22 protein-coding genes and 1 pseudogene are annotated in these 21554 nt (G+C 73.4%); 13 read left to right on the forward strand and 10 right to left on the reverse strand.

Annotation, left to right across the window (positions count from 1 at the left end; translation table 11 throughout):
* Positions 1-124 precede the first annotated feature (124 nt).
* A complete protein-coding gene (locus ACZ3ZD_RS21485) occupies positions 125-1111 on the reverse strand; it encodes an alpha/beta fold hydrolase (protein WP_467399631.1) in 987 nt (328 codons plus the stop codon).
* A gap of 178 nt (positions 1112-1289) precedes the next feature.
* Between ACZ3ZD_RS21485 and ACZ3ZD_RS21490 the strand changes: the two genes are divergently transcribed.
* Positions 1290-1859: a helix-turn-helix domain-containing protein gene (locus ACZ3ZD_RS21490; protein WP_467400180.1), complete on the forward strand. Its 570-nt coding sequence runs from the start codon at positions 1290-1292 to the stop codon at positions 1857-1859.
* Between the two features lie 185 nt (positions 1860-2044).
* Complete coding sequence (locus ACZ3ZD_RS21495) at positions 2045-2818, forward strand: maleylpyruvate isomerase N-terminal domain-containing protein (protein WP_467399632.1); 774 nt, start codon at positions 2045-2047, stop codon at positions 2816-2818.
* A gap of 234 nt (positions 2819-3052) precedes the next feature.
* Here ACZ3ZD_RS21495 and ACZ3ZD_RS21500 read toward each other — a convergent pair whose 3' ends face one another.
* From ACZ3ZD_RS21500 to xylB, 3 genes are all read right to left on the reverse strand, one after another.
* Positions 3053-3697: an N-acetylmuramoyl-L-alanine amidase gene (locus ACZ3ZD_RS21500; RefSeq protein WP_467400183.1), complete on the reverse strand. Its 645-nt coding sequence runs from the start codon at positions 3695-3697 to the stop codon at positions 3053-3055.
* A 732-nt stretch (positions 3698-4429) separates the two neighbouring features.
* Positions 4430-5638 (reverse strand): ROK family protein, encoded by a 1209-nt coding sequence (locus ACZ3ZD_RS21505; RefSeq protein ID WP_467399635.1) that lies wholly within the window; start codon positions 5636-5638, stop codon positions 4430-4432.
* A gap of 51 nt (positions 5639-5689) precedes the next feature.
* Positions 5690-7135, reverse strand: coding sequence for a xylulokinase (gene xylB, locus ACZ3ZD_RS21510; RefSeq protein WP_467399637.1), 1446 nt, complete (start codon positions 7133-7135; stop codon positions 5690-5692).
* Positions 7136-7291: 156 nt separating this feature from the next.
* Between xylB and xylA the strand changes: the two genes are divergently transcribed.
* Together xylA and ACZ3ZD_RS21520 are read left to right on the forward strand one after the other, a co-directional pair.
* The gene (xylA, locus tag ACZ3ZD_RS21515; protein WP_467399640.1) at positions 7292-8458 is read left to right on the forward strand and encodes a xylose isomerase; all 1167 of its coding nucleotides are present in this window, start codon (positions 7292-7294) and stop codon (positions 8456-8458) included.
* Positions 8459-8673: 215 nt separating this feature from the next.
* Entirely contained in the window at positions 8674-8856 is a 183-nt protein-coding gene (locus ACZ3ZD_RS21520) for a hypothetical protein (protein WP_467399642.1), read from the forward strand.
* A gap of 119 nt (positions 8857-8975) precedes the next feature.
* Here ACZ3ZD_RS21520 and ACZ3ZD_RS21525 read toward each other — a convergent pair whose 3' ends face one another.
* A complete protein-coding gene (locus ACZ3ZD_RS21525) occupies positions 8976-9815 on the reverse strand; it encodes a hypothetical protein (RefSeq protein ID WP_467399645.1) in 840 nt (279 codons plus the stop codon).
* Positions 9816-9959: 144 nt separating this feature from the next.
* The gene (locus ACZ3ZD_RS21530; protein ID WP_467399647.1) at positions 9960-10256 is read right to left on the reverse strand and encodes a hypothetical protein; all 297 of its coding nucleotides are present in this window, start codon (positions 10254-10256) and stop codon (positions 9960-9962) included.
* Between the two features lie 98 nt (positions 10257-10354).
* On the opposite strand from ACZ3ZD_RS21530, the gene ACZ3ZD_RS21535 reads away from it, so the two are divergent.
* Positions 10355-11257 carry an oxygenase MpaB family protein gene (locus tag ACZ3ZD_RS21535; protein ID WP_467399649.1) on the forward strand — a complete coding sequence of 301 codons (903 nt, stop codon included), beginning with the start codon at positions 10355-10357 and terminating at the stop codon, positions 11255-11257.
* On the opposite strand, the gene ACZ3ZD_RS21540 is transcribed toward ACZ3ZD_RS21535, so the two are convergent.
* On the reverse strand, positions 11237-11770 hold the full coding sequence (locus tag ACZ3ZD_RS21540; RefSeq protein ID WP_467399652.1) for a PadR family transcriptional regulator: 534 nt from the start codon (positions 11768-11770) through the stop codon (positions 11237-11239). The genes ACZ3ZD_RS21535 and ACZ3ZD_RS21540 overlap by 21 nt on opposite strands.
* Before the next feature lie 105 nt (positions 11771-11875).
* Here ACZ3ZD_RS21540 and ACZ3ZD_RS21545 point away from each other — a divergent pair, with 105 nt between their 5' ends.
* On the forward strand, positions 11876-12631 hold the full coding sequence (locus ACZ3ZD_RS21545) for an alpha/beta fold hydrolase (protein WP_467399654.1): 756 nt from the start codon (positions 11876-11878) through the stop codon (positions 12629-12631).
* A gap of 13 nt (positions 12632-12644) precedes the next feature.
* Here the strand turns inward: ACZ3ZD_RS21545 and ACZ3ZD_RS21550 are convergent, their stop codons facing one another.
* Positions 12645-13244, reverse strand: a complete 600-nt coding sequence (locus tag ACZ3ZD_RS21550; protein ID WP_467399657.1) for a class I SAM-dependent methyltransferase — start codon at positions 13242-13244, stop codon at positions 12645-12647.
* 163 nt (positions 13245-13407) lie between these two features.
* Between ACZ3ZD_RS21550 and ACZ3ZD_RS21555 the strand changes: the two genes are divergently transcribed.
* The 5 genes from ACZ3ZD_RS21555 to ACZ3ZD_RS21575 all read left to right on the forward strand — a co-directional run bounded on the left by ACZ3ZD_RS21555 (position 13408) and on the right by ACZ3ZD_RS21575 (position 18407).
* On the forward strand, positions 13408-14181 hold the full coding sequence (locus tag ACZ3ZD_RS21555; RefSeq protein WP_467399659.1) for an MHYT domain-containing protein: 774 nt from the start codon (positions 13408-13410) through the stop codon (positions 14179-14181).
* Between the two features lie 46 nt (positions 14182-14227).
* A complete protein-coding gene (locus ACZ3ZD_RS21560; protein ID WP_467399662.1) occupies positions 14228-16861 on the forward strand; it encodes a sensor histidine kinase in 2634 nt (877 codons plus the stop codon).
* Positions 16858-17289: a roadblock/LC7 domain-containing protein gene (locus ACZ3ZD_RS21565; protein ID WP_467399665.1), complete on the forward strand. Its 432-nt coding sequence runs from the start codon at positions 16858-16860 to the stop codon at positions 17287-17289. The genes ACZ3ZD_RS21560 and ACZ3ZD_RS21565 overlap by 4 nt, the downstream gene beginning before the upstream one ends.
* 18 nt (positions 17290-17307) lie before the next feature.
* Positions 17308-17721, forward strand: coding sequence for a DUF742 domain-containing protein (locus tag ACZ3ZD_RS21570; protein WP_467399668.1), 414 nt, complete (start codon positions 17308-17310; stop codon positions 17719-17721).
* 83 nt (positions 17722-17804) lie between these two features.
* Positions 17805-18407: a GTP-binding protein gene (locus ACZ3ZD_RS21575; RefSeq protein WP_467399670.1), complete on the forward strand. Its 603-nt coding sequence runs from the start codon at positions 17805-17807 to the stop codon at positions 18405-18407.
* A gap of 9 nt (positions 18408-18416) precedes the next feature.
* Here ACZ3ZD_RS21575 and ACZ3ZD_RS21580 read toward each other — a convergent pair whose 3' ends face one another.
* The gene (locus tag ACZ3ZD_RS21580; protein ID WP_467399672.1) at positions 18417-18845 is read right to left on the reverse strand and encodes a PPOX class F420-dependent oxidoreductase; all 429 of its coding nucleotides are present in this window, start codon (positions 18843-18845) and stop codon (positions 18417-18419) included.
* A gap of 91 nt (positions 18846-18936) precedes the next feature.
* Here ACZ3ZD_RS21580 and ACZ3ZD_RS21585 point away from each other — a divergent pair, with 91 nt between their 5' ends.
* Entirely contained in the window at positions 18937-19350 is a 414-nt protein-coding gene (locus tag ACZ3ZD_RS21585) for a roadblock/LC7 domain-containing protein (RefSeq protein WP_467399675.1), read from the forward strand.
* A 126-nt stretch (positions 19351-19476) separates the two neighbouring features.
* Positions 19477-20325, forward strand: a pseudogene (locus ACZ3ZD_RS21590) (DUF6397 family protein); the annotation flags it as partial.
* Positions 20326-20677: 352 nt separating this feature from the next.
* Here the strand turns inward: ACZ3ZD_RS21590 and ACZ3ZD_RS21595 are convergent.
* Positions 20678-21544 carry an acyl-CoA thioesterase gene (locus ACZ3ZD_RS21595; protein ID WP_467399676.1) on the reverse strand — a complete coding sequence of 289 codons (867 nt, stop codon included), beginning with the start codon at positions 21542-21544 and terminating at the stop codon, positions 20678-20680.
* Positions 21545-21554 lie beyond the last annotated feature (10 nt).

The raw sequence follows: 21554 nt of genomic DNA on the forward strand, positions 1-21554 counted from the left end.
GCAGTGGCTGCACACCTACAATCACCACCGCGGACACACCGCGCTGAAGGGCCAACCACCCGCCAGCCGCATCCCCAACCTCACAGGGCCATACAACTAGTGCGGTGAGCCGGCCGCTGGCGGTTCAACCCGTGAGGGTGTCGAGCCAGCCGGTCAGCAGTCGGTTGATCTCCTCGGGGCGTTCCTGCTGGATCCAGTGGCCGCAGCCCGCCACGAGGTGGGAGGCGGTCAGGCCGGGAAGGGTGGTGGGGAAGGCGTCGATGGCGTCGGACATCCAGGTGGTGGAGGCGTCCAGGGCGCCGCCGATGAACAGGGACGGCTGCTTGATCGGGGCTCCGCGGTGGGGGGCGAGGTCCTCCCAGTCGCGGTCCATGTTGCGGTAGCGGTTGAGGGCGCCCGTCAGACCCGTGCGCTCGAACTCTCCGGCGTAGACGTCGAGGTCCTCCTCGGCCAGCCAGGCCGGGAGGACGCCGACGGGAAAACGGTCACGCAACTGGCCGCCGTGGGCGACGAAGTGCGGGTCGGGCTCGCCCTGGGCGGGCATGGTGTCGCCGGAGAAGGCGGCGTAGAAGCCCGCGAGCCAGCCGCGCACGTCAGGCTCGATCTCCGTCTCGGCGCGGCCGGGCTCCTGGAAGTAGGAGACGTAGAACTCCTGCTCAGGGCCGCCGATCTGGCCGAAGATGTCGGTGGGGCGGGGGCCGCCGGGCGGCGCGTACGGGACGCTCAGCAGGGCGACGGCCCGGAAGACCTCGGGGTGGAGCAGGGCGGAGGTGGCTGCGATGGTGGAGCCCCAGTCGTGGCCGACGACCACCGCGTTCTCCTCGCCGAGGGCGTGCACGAGGGCGACGTTGTCCTCCACCAGGTCCAGCATCCGGTAGGCATCGGTCTCCACGGGCTTGGAGGAGCGGCCGTAGCCGCGCACGTCGAGCGCCACCGCCCGGTAGCCGGCCGCGGCGAGGGCCGGGAGCTGGCGGCGCCAGGAGTACCAGGACTCGGGGAAGCCGTGCACGAGCAGGACCAGCGGGCCGGTGCCCTGCTCGACCAGGTGCAGGCGCCCGGCAGGGGCCTCGACGGTGCGGTGGCGGAGTGCGGCGAACGGCTCGGGCTGCATGGGGTCTTCTCTCGGTTCGCGGGTGGACGCAGGTACGCATCGATCATGCGGCGCAGCGACCCTCCACCGCGATCACCCTTGCCAATTCGGCAAACTTGTAGGGCAGGATGGTGAAGCGGCAGTCCGGAAGGGGGCGGAGCGGGTGACAGGCGGCGACGTGGCCGGCACGCTGGCGGCGATGGGCCCCCGGCTGCGGGCCGCACGCGAACACCGCGGCTCCACGCTCACCGGCGTCAGCCGCGCGACCGGCATCTCCCCGAGCACGCTGTCGCGGATCGAGACCAGCCGGCGCAAGCCCACCCTGGACGTGGTGCTGCGGTTGGCGAAGGAGTACGGCGTCTCCCTGGACGAGCTGGCCGGCACCGCTCCCGCCGCCGAGCCCCGCACCTCCGCGCTCCGGCGTTTCGGCGACGACAAGGCGGTGCTGCCGCTGACCCGGTACGTCGGGGGCCTGCACGCCCACAAACACGTCCTACCCGCCGTCCAGGAGCCGCCCGCGCGGCCCCGGCAGGTCTCCCACGACGGCTGGGAATGGCTGTGCGTCCTGTACGGGCGGCTGTGGCTCGCACTCGGCGACCAGGACCTCGTCCTGAGTGCCGGGGACGTCGCCGAGTTCGACACCCGCGATCCCCATGGGGTCGCGAACGCCGGCCCCGGCGGCCCGGTCGAGTACCTGGTCATGTTCGGGCCGCAGGGAGAGCGCCTGCGACCCCGCACACCGCCCGCCCCCGGCCCCAGAGCCCGGTAGTGAGCAGCGAACGAACGGGCCACCGCCTCGTACCGTCCTCACCAGGAACCGGCCGATGCAGCGGACCGTGCAGATCCGCAGGGAGTTCCAGGACGGCTTCGGTGCCGGCGCTCCGCCCGGCCGTGGACGCGTTCGTCGGACAAACTCGCTACCCGGCGGCCGGAGTGCCGTGATACACCACCGTCGTGCCCAACATGTTGGAGTTTCCCGAGGTCCTGCGGCTGATCGAAGACCGCTCGGCCGCGTTCCGCGCCGCGATCGCCTCCGCCCCCGACCTCGACGTCCAGGTCCCGACCTGCCCGGACTGGACGCTGCGCGAACTGGCGCAGCACCTCGGGGACGGCCGCCGCCGCCAGGCCGCCATCATCGCGGCGGGCCCGGGCGCGGAGCCTCCGGCGAAGGCGGACCCGAAGGGCGCCCCGACCGCGCCCCGCGACCGCGAAGCGCTGGCCGCCTGGCTCGCCGAGTCGACCGAGCTGATGCTCGACGCGTTGCGCGAGGCCGGCCCGGACCGCGGCTGCTGGACCTGGTGGGGCGACTCGCAGGCCCCGCAGACCAGCGGAGCCGTGGCCCGGCACCAGATCCAGGAGATCGCCGTACACACCTACGACGCCCAGCTCACCCAGGGCGCCGCACAGCCGCTGCCCACCGACGTCGCGCTAGAGGGCGTCGACGAGTTCCTGAGGACCGTCTCGGCGACGACCGTCCCCTGGCCGTTCAAGCCGGCGACCATCGATGTGCACGCGACCGAGGGCCGCTCCTGGCGCCTGACACTCGACGCCGACGGCGTCCGCTGCGACGACCTCGCCGCCGACGCGCGGCCGGGCGACATGGCGATGCGAGGCACGGCGAGCCAACTGGTCCTCACCTTCTACGAGCGCGTCCCGCTCGACGGCCTGGAGACCACCGGCGACACCGAGCCGATGGAGCAGCTCGCGGACTGGGACCCGAACGCGTAGAACGCGTCACTGGCCCGTGCGGGCCCGAACCCGAGACGGTGGCCGCGCTCACCACCGCCCCCGACACCGCCCCCGCCCCCGACACCGCCGGCGGGCCCGACACCGCCGGCGGGCCCGGGCCCGCCGGCCATCGTCGGGCTCTCGCTGGTCACCCGCGAGTCCGTGGCGGTCTGAGTCCGGCGGGAAGGCCGCGGCTGCCTTCGGCACGGGCGCGTACCACCTGATCGACGGCGGTCAGCTCAAGGCCGTCCGACCGGCTCCGCGCAGACTCCGCCCGGACGGGGCGAAGTTGACGAGTCTGATGTAGCGCACCCAGTCCCAGTTCGGCCCCGGGTCGGTGTGGTCGGTGCCGGGGACCTGATAGTGGCCGATGATGTGCTCCCGGTCCCGGGGGATGCCGTACGTGGCGCAGATCGCCGCCGTGAGCTTCGCCGACTCCTCGTAGAGTGCGTCGGTGAAATAGCCGGGCTGGTCCACCCAGCCCTCGTGTTCGATGCCGATGCTGCGCGTGTTGTAGGCCCAGTTGCCCGCGTGCCAGGCGATGTCCGCCTCGTGGACGCACTGCGCGACATGCCCGTCCGCCGAACGGACCAGATAGTGCGCGGAGACCTGCTTCGCCGGATTGTCGAAGATCGCCAGCGTGTCGTTGTACGTCTCCTGTGTCACGTGGATGACCACCCGGTCGATCACGTAGTCACCGGGCCGGTCGGCCACCGTGTAGTTGGAGTCGCTCGCCGGCTGCCACTCGGCCGGCGGGTAGTCGACGTACCCGGTCTGCGCTTCGGCACGGGCGTCGGGGAGCAGGGCGTAGGGGATGGCGGCGAGCGCCGCGCCTTTCAGCAGCCGTCGCCGGCTGAGCCGCGGTTCGGCTCGGTCCATGTCCATGGCGGGATGCCTTTCGGATGCCTTTCGAGATGCCTTCGGAGGGCCGTTCGAAGTCCAGGGGGGTACGGCAAGGACGTCAGCCGCACAGGGCTCGCGCGGTCTCCCGCGGCCGGGCGTGCACACCGCGGTACGTCTTCCGTGCGGGCGACCACTCCTTGTGGAGCTTGGTCAGGCGGTCGAGCCGGAGCTTGGTCACGCGGTCGAGCGGGGATATCCGGTACGCGTCCTCCAGTGGGCCGGCCGAGCCGGTCGAGACGATCCCGCCATGCGCGTCCGGGGCGCGGCCGACGGAAGACCGCTTTCCGCGAAGCCCACGCAGCCGGTGAAGCCCGCGAAGGCGGCACCGGCCCGGACCAGGGTGGCCGCCGCGCCGGCCGGAGCCCCCGTCGGGGTACACCGGTGCCCTCCCCGTGAGCCCCCGGAACCGCACCTCCCGCCACCCGATGGCGTCGCGCCCCAGTGCCCCCATCGGTTCCCCGCCCATGTGTCCCCCGATACGTGTCAGTCCGCTGTCGCCTGCCGTCCACCGCCGACGCGTTCGCCTCATCTCACGGATGCCGGACCAGTCCTGACGGCCCATCGGCTGCGCCTCGCGTGAATTCACGGTACGACTCGGGCCGGTGGCGCAGAAGGCAGTGCGGCGCTTCCGTGGACAAGTCGCGGCCTGTGGACAACTCGATCACCCGATCGGGCGAGACCGGGGACACACGGGGCCGGAGAGCCGCGTCAGGCGCGTTCCGCCACCACGGCCGGATCGTCCAGCACCGCTCGGACGACCGAATGCGCGGCGCCCAGCAGCGGGCCCTGGGGCCCCAGCTGGGACACCGTCACCGGGCAGGCCGGGCCCGCCGTGCGGCCCCTCAGCTCCGTCTCCAGGGACGGCAGCAGCCAGGGGGAGAGGCCGGCCAGGGCGCCGCCCAGGACCACCGTCTCCGGGTCGAGCAGGTTCACCGCTCCGGTCAGGGCGATACCGAGCGCCGTACCGGCGTCCCGCAGAGCCGCCTGTACGGCCTCGTCGCCGGACTCGGCGCGCTCCGCGAGCAGGCCCACGAGATCCTCGCGCGGCTCCAGCCCGGCCGCCCGCAGGACCGCCTCCTCACCCGCGTACTGCTCCAGGCAGCCTCGGCCGCCGCACGGGCAGGCGGGGCCGTCCGGCCGTACGGGCACATGGCCCAGCTCGCCCGCGAACCCCCGGGTCCCGCGCAGCAGCCGGCCGTCGACGACGACCGCGGCACCGATGCCGATCTCGGCCGACACGTGCAGGAAGTCACCGGGGGTGCCGGCCCCGAGCCACAGCTCGGCCAGGGCGCCGAAGTTCGCCTCGTTGTCCACGGTCAGCGGCCAGTCGCCGGGCAGCAGACGGCCGAGGTCGGTGTCGCGCCAGTCGAGGTTCGGGGCCCGCACGACCGTCCGCGCGTCCCGGGCCACCAGTCCGGGCACGGCGACCGCGAGCCCGGCGGGCCACAGGTCCGCCCGTTCCGCCTCCGCGACGACCCGGCGGATCAGCGCCGTCAGCTCCTCGATCACGGGCCCCGCGGCCCGGCCCCGGTTCGCGCCGTGCCGTACGGCACGGGCGCGGACCTCGCCGCGCAGGTCGACCGCGCACACCGCGAAGTGGTCGACGCCGATCTCCGCCCCGATCCCGGCCGGCCCCCGGCCGCTCACCGCCAGCGCGGACCCCGGCCGGCCGACCCGGCCCGGCCGCTCGGGGCCCAGCTCCTCCAGCAGCCCCCAGCGGATCAGCTCGTCCACCAGCGTCGACACCGCGGCCCGGGTCAGCCCGATCCGGGAGGCGACCGCCGCCCGGGACAGCGAGCCCTCGGCGCTGACGGCGTGCATCACCCGGGCGAGATTGCGCCGGCGCATGCCCTGCTGGTTGTCCGGCAGGGCGCGCCCGGCGCCCGGGGAACGCGCCTCGTGCAGCGGTGCGGTCATGCCTCCGTCAACCCTCGGTGTCTGCCGCCCGGCGGTGGGCGGGCGGCTCGGTCACTGGTCGCGGGTCTCCCGCTCCAGCAGCGGGGCCGCGTCGGAGAGTACCCCGGTGATCCGCTCCAGCGTCGACCCGTCCCGCTCCACGGCCTCCAGGACCGGGCCCGAGGCCGTGTTCCAGCGGCGGGCCACCGCCGCGGGATCCTCGCCGGTCAGCAGTCCGGCCGCCTGCGCCGCCGCGCCCAGGGCGACCAGTTCACCGGCCTCCGGCACCTGGACGGGCCGCCCGGAGAGCCGGCGTACCGTCTGCTGCCAGGCCGTACCCCGGGCGCCGCCGCCGATCAGGAGCAGCGGGGTGCTGCGGTCCGCGTCCTCGTCGAGGACCAGGTCGAGCGCCCCCAGCAGTGCGTGTACCGCGCCGTCGTACGCGGCCTGGAGCAGCTGACCCGCCGTGGTGTCGTGGCGCAGCCCGTGCAGCAGTCCGGAGGCGTGCGGAAGGTTCGGGGTGCGCTCGCCGTCCAGGTACGGCAGCAGCGTCACCGAGCCGCCGGGTTCCACGGCCTCCCGGTCCAGACCCAGCAGGGCCGCGAGGCGGTCCACCGCGAGGGTGCAGTTCAGGGTGCAGGCCAGCGGCAGCCAGTCCCCGCGCGCGTCGGCGAAGCCCGCCACCGTGCCGGTGGGATCGGTGGGGCGGCGCCGGGAGACGGCGTAGACCGTGCCGGAGGTGCCGAGGCTCAGCACCGGGGTGCCGGGCCTGAGGCCGAGGCCCAGGGCCGCCGCCGCGTTGTCGCCGGTGCCCGGGGCCACCAGCGTGCCCTTGGAGAACGGCAGGTCGTGGCTGTCCCGTACGGTGCCGGCCACCTCCCCGGGCCGCACCACCCGGGGCAGCAGCGCCGGGTCGAGACCGATGTGCGCGAGGGTCTCCTCGTCGTACGCCTCCGTACCGGACGCCCACCAGCCGGTTCCCGAGACGTCGCCGCGGTCGGTCGTGCCCTGCCCGGTCAGACGCTCGGTGAGGTAGTCGTGGGGGAGCCGTACCGCCCGGGTCGCGCGTACCGCCTCCGGCTCGTGCTCGGCGAGCCACGCCCACTTGGTGGCCGTGAAGGACGCGCCCGGCACGCTGCCGGTGCGCTCCGCCCAGGCCTTCGGGCCGCCCAGTTCCTCCACCAGGCGGCGGGCCTGCGGTGCCGAGCGGACGTCGTTCCACAGCAGCGCCTGGCGCACCGGTTCGCCGTGCTCGTCCAGGGTGACCAGGCCGTGCTGCTGGCCGCCGATCGACACCGCCGCCGCCTCGTGCGCCGCGTCACCGCACTGGCGCAGCGCCGCGCACAGGGCGTCCCACCACTGCCGCGGATCGCTCTCCCGGCCCGCCCCGGAGGTCACGGTGTGCGGGGCCTGGCCGACGGCCACCACCTGACCGGTGGCCGCGTCGACGACCAGTGCCTTCGTGGACTGGGTGGACGTGTCCACCCCGACGACGAGCGGACCCTCGACTGCTGACATCGGGCTCTCCCTCTTCCGCGGCTCCGCGGGAATGTGCGGTGGGCTGTCGAAGACACCTTGCTGTCGAAGACATCTTGTCTCTTCCCAGCGGTGCGTCGGCATACTAATTTGTAAATCGGCATGACGAAATAGTCGTACGCAGCAAGGAGCCGCGGCATGAGCTACCAGCCCACCCCCGAGGACAGGTTCACCTTCGGCCTGTGGACCGTCGGCTGGCAGGGAAGGGACCCGTTCGGCGACGCCACCCGCCGCGCCCTCGACCCGGTCGAGACGGTGCAGCGCCTGGCGCAGCTCGGCGCCCACGGAGTGACCTTCCACGACGACGACCTGATCCCCTTCGGCTCCTCGGACACCGAGCGCGAGTCGCACGTCAAGCGGTTCCGGCAGGCCCTGGACGCCACCGGCATGACCGTCCCGATGGCGACCACGAACCTCTTCACACATCCCGTCTTCAAGGACGGCGCGTTCACGGCCAACGACCGTGACGTGCGCCGTTACGCCCTGCGCAAGACCATCCGCAACATCGACCTGGCGGCCGAGCTGGGCGCCAGGACGTACGTCGCCTGGGGTGGCCGCGAGGGCGCCGAGTCCGGAGCCGCCAAGGACGTACGCGCCGCCCTGGACCGGATGAAGGAGGCCTTCGACCTCCTCGGCGAGTACGTCACCTCCCAGCGCTACGACCTCAGGTTCGCCATCGAGCCCAAGCCGAACGAGCCCCGCGGCGACATCCTGCTGCCCACGGTCGGACACGCGCTGGCCTTCATCGAGCGCCTGGAGCGGCCCGAGCTGTACGGCGTCAACCCCGAGGTCGGCCACGAGCAGATGGCCGGCCTGAACTTCCCGCACGGCATCGCGCAGGCCCTGTGGGCGGGCAAGCTCTTCCACATCGACCTCAACGGCCAGTCCGGGATCAAGTACGACCAGGACCTGCGGTTCGGCGCGGGCGACCTGCGGGCAGCCTTCTGGCTCGTCGACCTCCTGGAGAGCGCCGGCTACGACGGGCCGCGCCACTTCGACTTCAAGCCGCCGCGTACCGAGGACCTCGACGGCGTGTGGGCGTCGGCGGCGGGCTGCATGCGCAACTACCTCATCGTGAAGGAGCGTGCGGCCGCCTTCCGCGCGGACCCGGAGGTGCAGGAGGCGCTGCGGGCGTCGCGCCTGGACGAGCTGGCCCAGCCGACCGCGGCCGACGGCCTGCAGGCCCTGCTCGCCGACCGTGCGGCCTTCGAGGACTTCGACGTGGAGGCGGCCGCCGCGCGCGGGATGGCCTTCGAACGCCTCGACCAGCTGGCCATGGACCACCTGCTGGGCGCGCGGGGCTGATCGGAGGAGGGGCCGGGGTGAGCGGCAGCGGCTCACCCCGGCCCTCGCGTCCCCAGCGGCCGGCGTCACCGTTTCCCGGGCATCCGGCGGCCCCGGCACCCGGACCCCTAGGGGGCGGTCTCATGGATGTCTCAGGGGCGGGGCGTGGAACCGCGGGGAGCCGGGGGCCGTTCTCAGATCAGAGAGCGGCAGTGGCCGCGGAGGAGGCGACGCTGATGTCGATGAACGCGAAGATCGCCGCAGGTGGCGTGGCGGTCGGGCTGATCCTGCTGATGTGGCTGCCCTGGTGGGTCACGTTCCTGATCGTTGTCGGAGTTCCGGTGGCCGCGTACCTCGCCCTGGACCCCTCGCAGCGGCGCAGGCTGCGCCGGACCACCCGCAAGGAGCTCGGCCGCTGAGCCGCCGGCGCAGGGCGGGGGACCGGTCGCCGAGGCGCCCGCGCGGACCGGCCGAGCCGTGGCGGGCCGCGCCGCCACTCACGGCACGGTCGGCGGGAGCGCAGCGAGGGGCATCGCCCTCACAGGGGCCGTACGGCCATCTTGTCGAGTGCCTCCAGCAGTCCCGGCAGCTCCGGGCCCCGGCCCACCGGCAGGACCTCACCGGGCTCCTCGTCGAGCAGGACGAACGCGATGTCGTCGGTGCGGGCCACGATCGACCAGCCGGGGCCGTCGGCGCGCAGGGTCCGGGCCTCGCCCGGGGCGAACGACGAGCGCACCCGGCCGAGCGGCGGCGGGGAGTCGACATAGGCGCGCGCCTCCGAGAGCACCCGGCGGACACCGGCGTGACCGCCCGAGGGGGTGCCCTTGGTCTCCGCCGCGGGCTCCGCGGCCTTCGACTGCTCACCCGGCGCGGGGAACTCGGCGTCGTTGATCTGCTCCCGCCAGGCGGCCCACTGCAGCGCGATCTCGTCGGCACCCAGCCGGCGCTGGGCGGGGCCCCAGGTGCGGGTGTCCGGCGGGCTGAGCGCCGGCCGGCCCGCCTCCTCGGGAGCGGGGTCGTGCGGAGCGGGCACGCCGGGTGCCGCGACGGCGACGTTCAGGGGCCACCCGGGCAGGGCGGTCAGGACCGCGTGCTCGTCCGGCGACAGCTCGTACTCCATGCCGCAGTCCCAGGAAGCGATCGCCACGGCGACCAGCGAGACGTCGTCTATGACGACCGTCCAGCGAGCGCCGTCCCCGTCCTGGCCCAGCACCAGGCCGTACCCGTCGGCGCGCGGCGCGAGGTCCAGCGCCGCGCACGCCTCCGGGTAGTCGTCGCCCAGCACGCTCGGAAACTGCGCCGGCGTCAGCAGCACCGCCGTCAGCACGTACAGCGCGTCGTCCGCGGCGGCGACGGCCTCATCGTCCGTCCCAGCCATCCCAGCCTCCCCAGTGGTCGTCCATCGGCGCGCACCCTAGTGCGAGCGGAAGCCGCTTGTCACGGCCGAGCGCACCACGCGGAGCTGCAGGTTTCCGCCTGGACAGGGGCGAAACGGGCCACAACTGGAAGAGGGTTGTTCCGTTCAGGCCGCGGGCAGGCCGAGGAGGGCACGGGCCACGGAGTCCGGGGACTCCTCGCGTTCCCGGGCCAGCGCGACCACCGCCCGGCAGGCCAGCTCGCTCACCCCGAACGACAGCGCCTCCGGCGACACCCAGGCCGCCGCCTCCTCGATCCGGTCCTGGTCGTCCTCCACCCGGGCCGCCACATAGACGGCCGCCGCTTCGAACAAGTTGTGCGCGCGCCTGTCCCGGGTGCCCTCGGGCCGTGCGGGCGCGGACGTGCGGAACCTGACTGCGTACCTGCGGATCGTGTCGAACACACAGACCACCCTCTCCCCGGACGAACGTCGGAAGCGACCACCAACCTCCCGACCACACCGTAGAGTTGGACAATCGGCGGCAGTAGGGGGGCGACGCGGTGAAGCGGTTCGAGCGGCTGGAGCGGATCCGCCGGCTGGACCCGGTGGCGGACGCGCTGGAGATCTACCGGATCAGTGTGGCGTACGAGTTCCCCTGGGACTACGCCCGAGCCCTTGAACTGGCCCTGTACCGCACCTACGCGGTCCCCGGCATCGGCCGGCTGCTCGCGCGGACGGCGGAGCTGACCGAGCGGACGCAGAAGCGGTACGACGACACCGTGCTGCTCCTCGACACCATCGTGGAACACGGATTCGCCGCGCAGGAGGGACGCACGGCGATCCGCCGCATCAACCAGATGCACCGCAGCTACGACATCAGCGACGACGACATGCGGTACGTGCTGAGCACGTTCGTGGTGATGCCCCGGCGCTGGATCGACGCCTACGGCTGGCGGCGGCTGTCCCGGCACGAGATCGTGGCCACCACGGAGTACTACCGCACCCTCGGCCGGCACATGGGCATTCCGGATATCCCGCGCACCTACGAGGCGTTCGAGGCCCTTCTCGACGCCTACGAAGCAGCGCACTTCGGCTGGGACGAGGAGGCCCGGCGGGTCTCCGACGCCACCCTCGACCTGATGGCGTCCTGGTATCCGCGCCCGCTGGCGCCCCTGCTGCGTACGGCGACGCTCGCCCTGCTGGACGAGCCGCTGCTGCGTGCGTTCCGCTACCCGCGACCCGGTGCGGCCACCTCCGCGATGGTGCGCCGCGCCGTGCGGGCCCGCGGGCGGCTGGTCCGGCTGCTGCCGCCGCGCCGCGGCCCCCACTTCGCCCGCCAGAACTGGGAGGTCAAGGGCTATCCGGACGGCTACCGCGTGGCCGACCTCGGCACCCGCCCGGTCCCCGGACTGGGTGGCTGCCCGGTGCGGCACCGGGACACCTCAGCGGCCGAGTCCGTCTAGTGACGCCAGGGTGTCGCGCAGCCAGGCCAGTTCGGCACGGCTCGTGGCACGCGCGATGGTGAGGACGCCCCGCCGGAAGGGGTCGTCCAGTTCCTCGGCGCGCAGCGGCCGCTCGCCGTCGTAGAAGAAGCTCGCCGGTTCCTCCAGGAAGGCAAGCCGGCGCCGCAGTACGGCCGCCTGCGCGGCGGGGTCCTCCAGGTGCCGCAGGAACGCGAGCAGCGTGAACCAGTGGTTCTCGTCGGTGATCTCGCGCTGGGCGGGCTCGGCGAGCCGGCGCCTCAGCTCGCGCCCGCCCTCCTCGGTCAGTCGCAGCACATGGCGCGGCGCGGCCACGGCACCGGGCTCGGTGGCCCGCACGAGCAGCCCGGCCTTCTCCAGGCGCTTGATCGCCGGATACAGCGTGCTCTCGGCGACGGGACGCACATGTCCGGTGAGCGCCGCGATGTGGCGGCGCAGGACGTAACCGTGCAGCGGGGCGTCGTACAGGAAACCGAGGATGGCGAGTTCGAGCATGACCGCATTCTCTCCCAGGGCTACCTCGCGAAGTCGATACCGCCTTGACGTAATACTTCGTTGTCGAGGTATTCTGCAGCGTCGCGGAACACAGGGAGGCGCGCGGTGCAGCAGGCCACGTTCGACAACAGGGGAAGCCACATCCGGTGGACCGAGGTGCCCGGGGCGGACCCCGCCCGGGTGTACCTGCACGGACTCGGATCGATGTCCGCCGTGTACCACGCGCACATCGCGGCCCGCCCCGAACTCACCGGCAGGCGCGGCCTGTTCGTGGACCTGCCCGGACACGGCACGAGCGACCGGCCCGCGGACTTCGGATACACGCTGGAGGAGCACGCCGACGCGGTCGCGGCCGCCCTGGACGCGGCCGGAGCCACCGGCGCGGAACTGATCGCGCACAGCATGGGCGGCGCCGTCGCCATCGTCCTCGCGTACCGACGACCCGACCTCGTCTCCCGGCTGGTGCTGACGGAGGCCAACCTGGACGCCTTTCCGCCGTCGACCGCCGCCAGCAGCGGCATCGCCGCCTATGGGGAGGACGAGTTCGTCGCAAGGGAGCACGCGCGCGTGCTCGAGGCGGTGGGCCCGCTGTGGGCGGCGACCATGCGGCTGGCCGACCCGCGCGCCCTGCACCGCAGTGCCGTCGGCCTGTGCCGGGGCTCGGACCCCGTGATGCGTACGCTCCTGGAGGGGTTGACCGTCGACCGCGTCTACCTCCAGGGTGAGTACAGCGGTGAACTGGCGGGCCGGGAACGCCTGGAAGCCGCCGGGGTGAGCGTGGTGACGGTGCCCGGCGCGGGGCACAACGTCATGTTCGACAACCCCGACGCCTTCGCCGCGGCCGTCGCCGGAACCGGCTGATCCGCCCGGCCCGTCAGCTCTCGCGCACCGCGAGGGCGAGGAAGCGGGCGTCCTCGTCGGCGTACGACGTCATGTGCCAGCCGGAACGGGCGAGGAGCGGCCGGAGGTTGGGTTCGGCCCGCAGGTCGTCGGGGGTGATCCGGCGGCCCTGGCGCGCCGCCAGCGCCGCGCGACCGAGGGGATGGAAGAGCGCGAGCGTGCCGCCCGGCCGTACGACGCGGGCCAGTTCCCGCAGGTTCTTTGTCGGGTACGGCAGATGGGCGATCAGGCCGGCCGCGAACACGGCGTCCAGGCAGACCGAGCGCAGCGGCAGCGCGGCGACGTCGGCGATCAGCAAACGCCCGTGACGGTCCCTGCCGGCCCCTGCGGCGGCCCGGAGCATCGCGGGGGTCAGATCGGCACCCAGCACCACTCCCGAGGCGCCCACGGCGGCTCGCAGGGCCGGCAGGGCGCGTCCCGTGCCACACCCGGCGTCCAGCACGCGAGCCCCCTCCCGCAGGCGCAGGTCGGCCACGGCGGCCGCGTAGGCCGGGCCGTCGTCCGGGAACCGGCTGTCCCAGTCGGCGGCACGGGCGGTGAAGAACTCCCGGACGTGTGTGTGGTCGTCGCTCATGTTGCGCATGATTCCTCACCGTCAGGTCACCGTCAGGAGGGATGCCTCTGCGCGCATGTTCGAGCCGGAGGCGATCGTTCCCTCGCACCTGTGCGCTACATTCCGACACTTTTCGAAATGCGCCCCCTTTGTGCGCTCCTGCCCCCGCTAGCGTCCCGGGGCCATGGGACACCTGGACCACGCCGCCTTCGGCTGGCTGACCCCCGTGCTGTCGTACGTGATGGCCTGTACCGGCGCCGCACTCGGACTGCGCTGCACCGTCCGCGCGCTCGCCACCACCGGCCGCTCGCGCCGCAACTGGCTCGTCACCGCGGCCTCCGCCATCGGGACGGGCATCTGGACCATGCACTTCGTGGCCATGCTCGGCTTCCGCGTCAGCGGCACCGCCATCCGCTACGACGTGCCGCTGACCATCCTCAGCCTTCTCGTCGCCATGGTCGTCGTCTGCGCCGGCGTCTTCGCCGTCGGTTACAGCCACGACCGCAACCGCGCCCTCCTCCTCGGAGGGCTCACCACCGGACTGGGCGTCGCCAGCATGCACTACCTGGGCATGGCGGCGGTCCGACTGCACGGCGACGTCGGGTACGACCCCGTCCTCGTCGGACTGTCGGTCCTGATCGCCGTCGTCGCGGCGACCGCGGCCCTGTGGGCCGGACTCAACATCACGTCGCCCCTCGCGGTCACCGCCGCCTCCCTCGTCATGGGAGCGGCCGTCAGCAGCATGCACTACACCGGGATGTTCGCGGTGAGCGTGCGGGTGAACCCCTCCGGCGACGCCCTGCCCGGGGCCACGGCGATGCAGTTCATCTTCCCCCTCGCCGTCGGTCTCGGGTCCTACCTGTTCATCACCTCGGCCTTCGTCGCCCTCTCGCCCACCGCCGGCGAGCGTGAGGCCTCCGCCTCCGCGCAGCGGTCCGTCGAAAGGCTCGCCCGATAGCGGAGCCCGGTCCGAGCGCACCGACCACGTCCCGAGCGAGGAGGCCATGCGCCCACCCCGTACCCCCGAGAAAGCCGCCGCCCCGGCACACCGCCCGAGCGGACGCCGCGCGCACGCCGGACCGCCCGCCGACGAGGGAGCCGGCCGTCCGCCCGGCGAGCCGTCCCTGACGGCACGCGCGCGTGGAAGCCGTCGGCACCTGCGCCCCCGGACGGTGCGCGCCAAGGTGGTCAGCCTCCTGATGGTGCCCGTCGTCTCCCTCCTCGCCCTCTGGGCGTACGCCACCGTCACCACCGCCCAGGACGTCGCCCGGCTGCGCCAGTCACAGCGGGTCGACGCCGAACTGCGCACGCCGGTGGCCGCCGCCGTCGTGGCACTGCAGGCCGAGCGCACCGCGGCCGTGCGCTATGCCGCGGATCCGCGCGCCGGGAACGGCGGCGACCTCGAAGACCTCGCGGCCCGCACCGACCGGGCCGTGGCCGGCCTCCGGCTCGGCGGGCACAGCACCGTCGCCGACGGCCAGGAACTGCCCGCCGGCGTCTCCGGGCGCCTCGACGCCTTCGTCACCGGCGCCGGGCGACTGCGCACGCTCCGGACGGCCGTACGGGGCCACAGGGCAGGCTGGGACGAGACGTACACGCGGTACACGAAGACCATCGGCGCGGCCTTCGCCGTGGACGGCGCCCTCACCGGTGTCCAACAGGCCGATGTCGCCTCCACCGCGCGCGTGCTGCTGGAATTCTCCCGGGCCGCCGAGGCGCTGGCCCAGGAGGACGCCCTGCTGAGCAGCGCCCGGACCACCGGCGCCCTGCAGGGGCAGCGGCTACGGCTCTTCGGTGCCGCCGTCGCCACCCGCCGCGCCCTCACCGAGACCGCCGCCGCCGATCTGCCCGCCGCCCAGCGCGCCGCCTGGCGGGACCTGGCGCGCAGCCGTGCCCACACCACCCTGAGCGCCGCCGAGGACAGGCTGCTGGCCGCCGTACCGGGCGCCGAACCGGCCGACGCGGCACCGCAGGCCGCCTGGAACGACGCCCACGCGCGCGTGCAGGACGGCATGCGGACCATCGCGACGGCCACCGGCCGTGCCGTCGCCGGCCGTGCCGACCCGGTCACCCGCGGCCTGCTCAGCCCCGCGGGCGCCGCCGTGCTCCTGGGGCTCGCCGCCGTCGCCGCCTCCCTCGTCATCTCCGTCCGCATCGGGCGGGCGCTCGTGATCGAACTCGTGAGCCTGCGCAACGACGCACTGGAGATCGCCCGCCGCAAACTCCCCGAGGCGATGCGGAAACTGCGCGCCGGCGACGAGATCGACATCCAGACCGAGGCGCCCGCCGGACCACCCGCCGAGGACGAGACGGGTCAGGTCGCGGAAGCCCTGACGACCGTGCACCGCGCCGCCCTCCGCGCCGCCGTGGAGCGCGCCGAACTCGCCAGCGGCATCTCGGGAGTCTTCGTCAACCTGGCCCGCCGCAGCCAGGTCCTGGTCCATCGCCAGCTCAGCCTCCTGGACAGCATGGAGCGGCGCTCCGACGACCCGGACGAACTGAGCGACCTGTTCCGGCTGGACCACCTCACCACCCGGATGCGACGCCACGCCGAGAGCCTGATCATCCTCTCCGGTGCCGCGCCCGGCCGGGCCTGGCGCATGCCGGTGTCCCTGACCAACGTCGTACGCGCCGCCGTCTCGGAAATCGAGGACTACGCGCGCGTGGAGGTGCGCCAGTTCCCCGAGGCCCACGTCAACGGCGCGGCGGTCGCCGACCTCACCCATCTGCTCGCCGAACTCGTAGAGAACGCCGCCCAGTTCTCGCCGCCCCACACGCGCGTGCGTGTCACCGGCGAACCGGTCGGCAACGGCTACGCCGTGGAGATCGAGGACCGGGGGCTCGGGATGGGCACCGAGACCCTCGCCGAGGCCAACCGACGCATCGAACAGTCCGAGGCGCTCGACCTGTTCGACAGCGACCGTCTGGGACTGTTCGTGGTCAGCAGGCTCGCCTCCCGGCACGACATCAAGGTGCACCTGCGGACCTCCCCGTACGGCGGCACCACCGCCGTGGTCCTGCTGCCGACCGCTCTGCTGCAGGACGGCGTCGGAGAACGTTCCGCCCACGGCGGTGGAGCGGGCCGTCCCGACCGGGAACGCGTCTACGCGCGCGTTCCCGGCGCGATCCCACCCCAGGAGGACGCCGTCACGGCACAGCCGAACCGGCCCGCCCTGGCGGCCACCGCACCCGGCCCGCACGGCACCGGCCAGCCGCCGGATCCGCACCACACCGCCCAACCACCCGGCCCCCACAGCGCCGGCACGGCGCCCGGACCCCACGGCGCCCGGCCGCTACCCGGCCCGGCCGGACCGAGCCCCCGGGGCACCGCACCCGAGCCCCCGCCCCCCGGCGTCACCAGCCTGCGGCCGCACCGCACGCCGGACGACTCCGAGCCCTCTGACGACCTCCCGCGCCGGGTCCGCCAGGCCAGCCTCGCCCCCCAACTGCGCCGGCAGCGCACCGAAGAGCCGGCTGCGCAGCCCACCCATGGCGAGCGGCGCACCCCCGAACTCGTACGGGACCGGATGACGGCATACCGCGACGGCTGGGCGCGCGGCGGTGGCAGACAGCCCGGCCGCGGCACCGCACCGCGCCCCGGAACGGGCACTCACAGCAGCGAAGGAGACCCGGCATGATCCAGGACCCGAACACCGGCCGGCGGTCCGGCGAACTGGACTGGCTGCTCGACGACCTGGTGACGCGCGTGCGCGAGGTACGGCACGCCGTCGTGCTGTCCAACGACGGCCTGGCGGTCGGCGCCTCGACCGGCCTCGCACGGGAGGACGCCGAACACCTCGCCGCCGTGGCCTCCGGCTTCAACAGCCTCGCCAAGGGCGCGGGACGGCACTTCGGCGCGGGCGGTGTACGCCAGACCATGGTCGAGATGGACGACGCGTTCCTCTTCGTGGCCGCCGCCGGCGACGGCTCCTGCCTCGCCCTGCTCACCGCCGTCACGGCCGACATCGGGCTCGTCGCCTACGAGATGGCCCGCCTGGTCAAACGCGTCGGTGAGCACCTCTACACGCCACCGCGCCTCACGGCGCAGCCGCCCGCCGCCGGATGAGCCGGAGAGGCCGCACCGATGACCGAGAACCCGACCGGCGGCCCCCGCGAGCCGGGCAGCCAGTGGTACGACGGCGAGGCCGGGCCGCTGGTCCGCCCCTACGCCATGACGGGGGGCCGCACCCAACCCGGGCCCACCGGCGTGCGCTTCGATCTGATCGCGCTCGTCACCCTCGATCCCGCCGCACCGGCACTCGACGACGACACCGCGTTCGGCCCCGAGCACAGCGCCCTGATCGACCTGTGCCGCCCCGAGACGCAGTCCGTCGCCGAACTCGCCGCGGACGCGGACCTTCCGGTCGGCGTGGTCAGGGTACTCCTCGGGGACCTCCTCGAACGGGGCTGCGTGACGATCAGCCGCCCCGTGCCCCCGGCGAGCCTGCCCGACGAACGGATTCTGCGCGAGGTCATCGCGGGATTGCGAGCGCTGTAGATGCACGTTCGGACACCGCCGTACGCCGTGCCGCGTCCACCCGCGGACGCCGGCCGCGGCCGGCCCTCCCGAGAGAAGTGATCATGGTCTCCGAGCACTCCGACACCGCCGGCGACACCTCCGCCCTGGCCCTGAAGATCCTGGTCGCCGGTGGCTTCGGCGTCGGCAAGACGACCCTGGTGGGGGCCGTCAGCGAGATCCGGCCGCTCCGCACCGAGGAACTCCTCAGCGAGGCCGGACAGTTGGTGGACGACACCGACGGCGTCGACCAGAAGGTCACCACCACCGTGGCCATGGACTTCGGCCGCATCACGATCCGCTCCGGTCTGTCGCTCTACCTCTTCGGCACGCCCGGACAGGACCGCTTCTGGTTCCTGTGGGACGAGCTGGCCCAGGGCGCTCTCGGTGCCGTGGTCCTCGCGGACACCCGGCGGCTGGAGGACTGCTTCCCCGCCGTCGACTACTTCGAGCACCGCCGCATCCCGTTCGTGGTGGCCGTCAACTGCTTCGCCGGAACCCGCGGTTACGGCGCCAAGGACGTCTCCCGCGCTCTCGACCTCGACCACGGCACACCGGTCGTGCTGTGCGACGCACGCGACCGCGACTCCGGCAAGGAAGTGCTGATCCGGCTGGTCGACCACGCCGGGCGGATGCACACCGCCCGGCTTCTGGACTCGGTCGGATGAGCCCGGGGCTCAGGCGGCCAGGTCCCGCACCGCCACCACGTTGTCGATCCTGACGCGGACGAGGAGCTCACCCGGTACGCCGTTGCGGGCGCCGTACTCCTCGGCGCGGTCCTCGCCCATGTACCGCGCGGCGATCCGGGTGGCCCACCGACGCAACTCGGCCAGGTCCTCCGACAGCCGGGCGCGGCCGTTCAGCACCACGAAGTGGAACGGTGGACGGTCGTCGTCCACGCACAGGGCGACCCGGCCGTCACGGGCCAGATTCCGCCCCTTCACCGTGTCCTTGCCGGTGTTGAACACCAGCTCGTCCCCGTCCAGGACGAACCAGATCGGGGCCACGTGCGGGCTGCCGTCGGCGCGGACGGTGGACAGCTTGCCGGTGCGGGTGCCGTCCGTGACGAACGCCCGCCATTCCTCATCGGTCATCTTCTCTGCCATGGCCCCATCCTGCTTGCCCGTGCGCCGGTCGTGGGGAAGGCTGGCGGGGGGTTCCTCCAGCCAGGGGGAGACATCACACGGGGAGACGGACATGGCGCACAACCGGGGACTGGACTGGCTCCTGGACGACCTGACCGAGCGGGTGGAGCACGTACGCCACGCCCTGGTCCTGTCGAACGACGGGCTGGTCACCGCGGCGAGTACGGGCTTACGACGCGAGGACGCCGAGCATCTGGCCGCCGTGGCCTCCGGGCTGCACAGCCTGGCCAAGGGCTCGGGACGCCACTTCGGCGCGGGCAGAGTACGCCAGACGATGATCGAGTACGACGACGCCGTGCTGTTCGTGACCGCGGCCGGCACCGGCAGTTGTCTGTGCGTGCTCAGCGGTGCGGAGGCCGACCTCGGTCACATCGCCTACGAGATGACCCTGCTCGTCAACCGGGTCGGCGAACACCTCGGCGTCGATGCCAGGCAACCCGAGCGAACTCCGACGTCGGACGCCTGACCTGCGGCTTTTGCCACCCCCGCGGAGTTATCCACAGGCTTGCAACGGCGTGCGGCGGAACGGCTACCGTGAGTGCACGGCGAACGCACCGGGCGTGAGCCACGAACTCCACGGGGGAGTACGACCATGACGGCCCGCACCTTCGACCCACCCCGCCCCAGCACCTGCACACCGAGCCGCGCCGCTCGCGAACTAGGGCTCAAGCGAAGCGAGTTCGACCTCGCCGTGCGGCTCGGCCGCATCCGGACCGTGCCCGACGAGGCCGGGGGAGGAGGCCGGCGAGTGGAGCACGCGGAGATCGACCGCCTCCGCGCCGAGGAGGGCTTCCCCGAATCCCTCCGCGACCAAGTGCGGGTCGTGGGTACGGCGGAGGGCGCCGCCCTCATGGAGATCCCGGCCGGCAGGTTCAGCCGACTCGCCCGCCTGGGCCTGCTCGTGCCCGTCGCGTTCTACCTCAACCGCTACCGCGCCGTGGTCTGGCTCTATCTGGCGGAAGAGCTCCGCCAGTTCGCGGCGGGCCCGGAGAACGTGCGCCTGCTCAGGGGGCGTACGCCCGAGACGCTGCGCGGTCAGCTGACGGCCGGCGTGGACCTGCGGGCACGCAACTGGCGCGGACGGCACCTCGGACACCTGCTGCGACAGGCCGAGGACCCGTGGGCCCGAGCCGGAGCCGTGGCCGCCCTGCTGGCGCCCGTCGAGGTCGCCGACATCGTCAAGGACCCCTACGAGCGTGCCCGCCTGCACCGGTTCCGGCCCGCCCCACCGGGCCACGGCCTCCCCGGCTCCCCCTCCGCGGAGCTGGCCGAGCGGATCACCACGGCACAGGACGCGGACGAGATCGGCTGGCTGCGCAGCGAACTGGCGCGCTCGGTCGAAGAGGCCCGTGAGGCCTCGCCCGCCCCACGCCCGGCCCTGCGTCGCGTACCGCCGGCGCCCCGCACCGCCGCACGCCCCATCCCGCCGATGGCACGAACGGTCACGCAGCGGGTGGAACAACGGACGGTCACGCGAGCGAGGGAAGGGACGACGAGTGCGCCCTCCAGCACGGCGCCCAGTCCCTGCGCCCCGAGTTCCGCGCCACCGCCCGCGGAGTCGACCGTGCGAGACGCCCGGCCCTCCGTGCGGACCTCGGACCCCCGTGTGCGGCCCGAGTTCGCGGGCCGACCGGCGGTGCGACCCGCACCCCGGGACCACGGGCCGGCGGGGTCCGCTCCGCCGCGGTCGCCCCGCGGCCTGCGGGCCTGGCTGCGGCGCAGAAACCCCCAGCCCGCACGGCCGGCGCGGGTCTGAACACCGCACCCGCCGTGCCAGCCCGTGCGGTCGGCTGTCACAGGGCCCTGAACAGGCCCTCCTGCACGACCGAGACGAGCAGTCGTCCGTGCACGTCGTAGATCCGTCCGCGGGCCAGTCCGCGGCCGCCGACCGCGATCGGTGACTCCTGGTCGTACAGGAACCACTCATCCGCGCGGAACGGCCGGTGGAACCACATGGCGTGGTCCAGCGAGGCCAAGTCGAAGTTCCGCGGCCCCCACAGGGGTTCCACCGGGATGCGTACGGCGTCCAGGAGCGTCATGTCGCTGGCGTAGGTCAGCGCGCAGGTGTGGACCAGCGGATCATCACCCAGCGGTCCGACCGCGCGCATCCACACGGCACTGCGCGGCTCGGCTCCCTCGATCTCCTCGGCGTTCCAGCGCAGCCGGTCGACGTACCGGATGTCGAACGGCTGGCGGCGCGCCATCCGCTCCAACCGCTCCGGCAGCGCCCCCAGATGCTTGCGGATCTCCTCGGTGACCGTCGGCAGCGCCTCGGGGTCCGGCACCTCGCGGGCCGGCGGCAGCTGGTGCTCGAACGGTCCTTCCTCAGGCTTGTGAAAGGAGGCGGTCAGATTGAAGATCGTGCGGCCCTGCTGTACGGCCGTGACGCGGCGCGTGGTGAAGGAGCGCCCGTCGCGTACCCGTTCCACCTGGTACACGATCGGCACGCCCGGCCGGCCCGGGCGCAGGAAGTACGCGTGCAGCGAGTGCACCGGGCGGTCGCCGTCCGTGGTGCGGCCGGCGGCGACCAGCGCCTGGCCGGCCACCTGGCCGCCGAACACCCGTTGCAGGGACTCCTGCGGGCTGCGGCCACGGAAGATGTTGACCTCGATCTGCTCCAGGTCGAGCAGGTCGACCAGTCTCTCGGCCGGATTCGTCATCGGTGGGATT

The organism is Streptomyces sp. NPDC023481 (assembly GCF_055560195.1).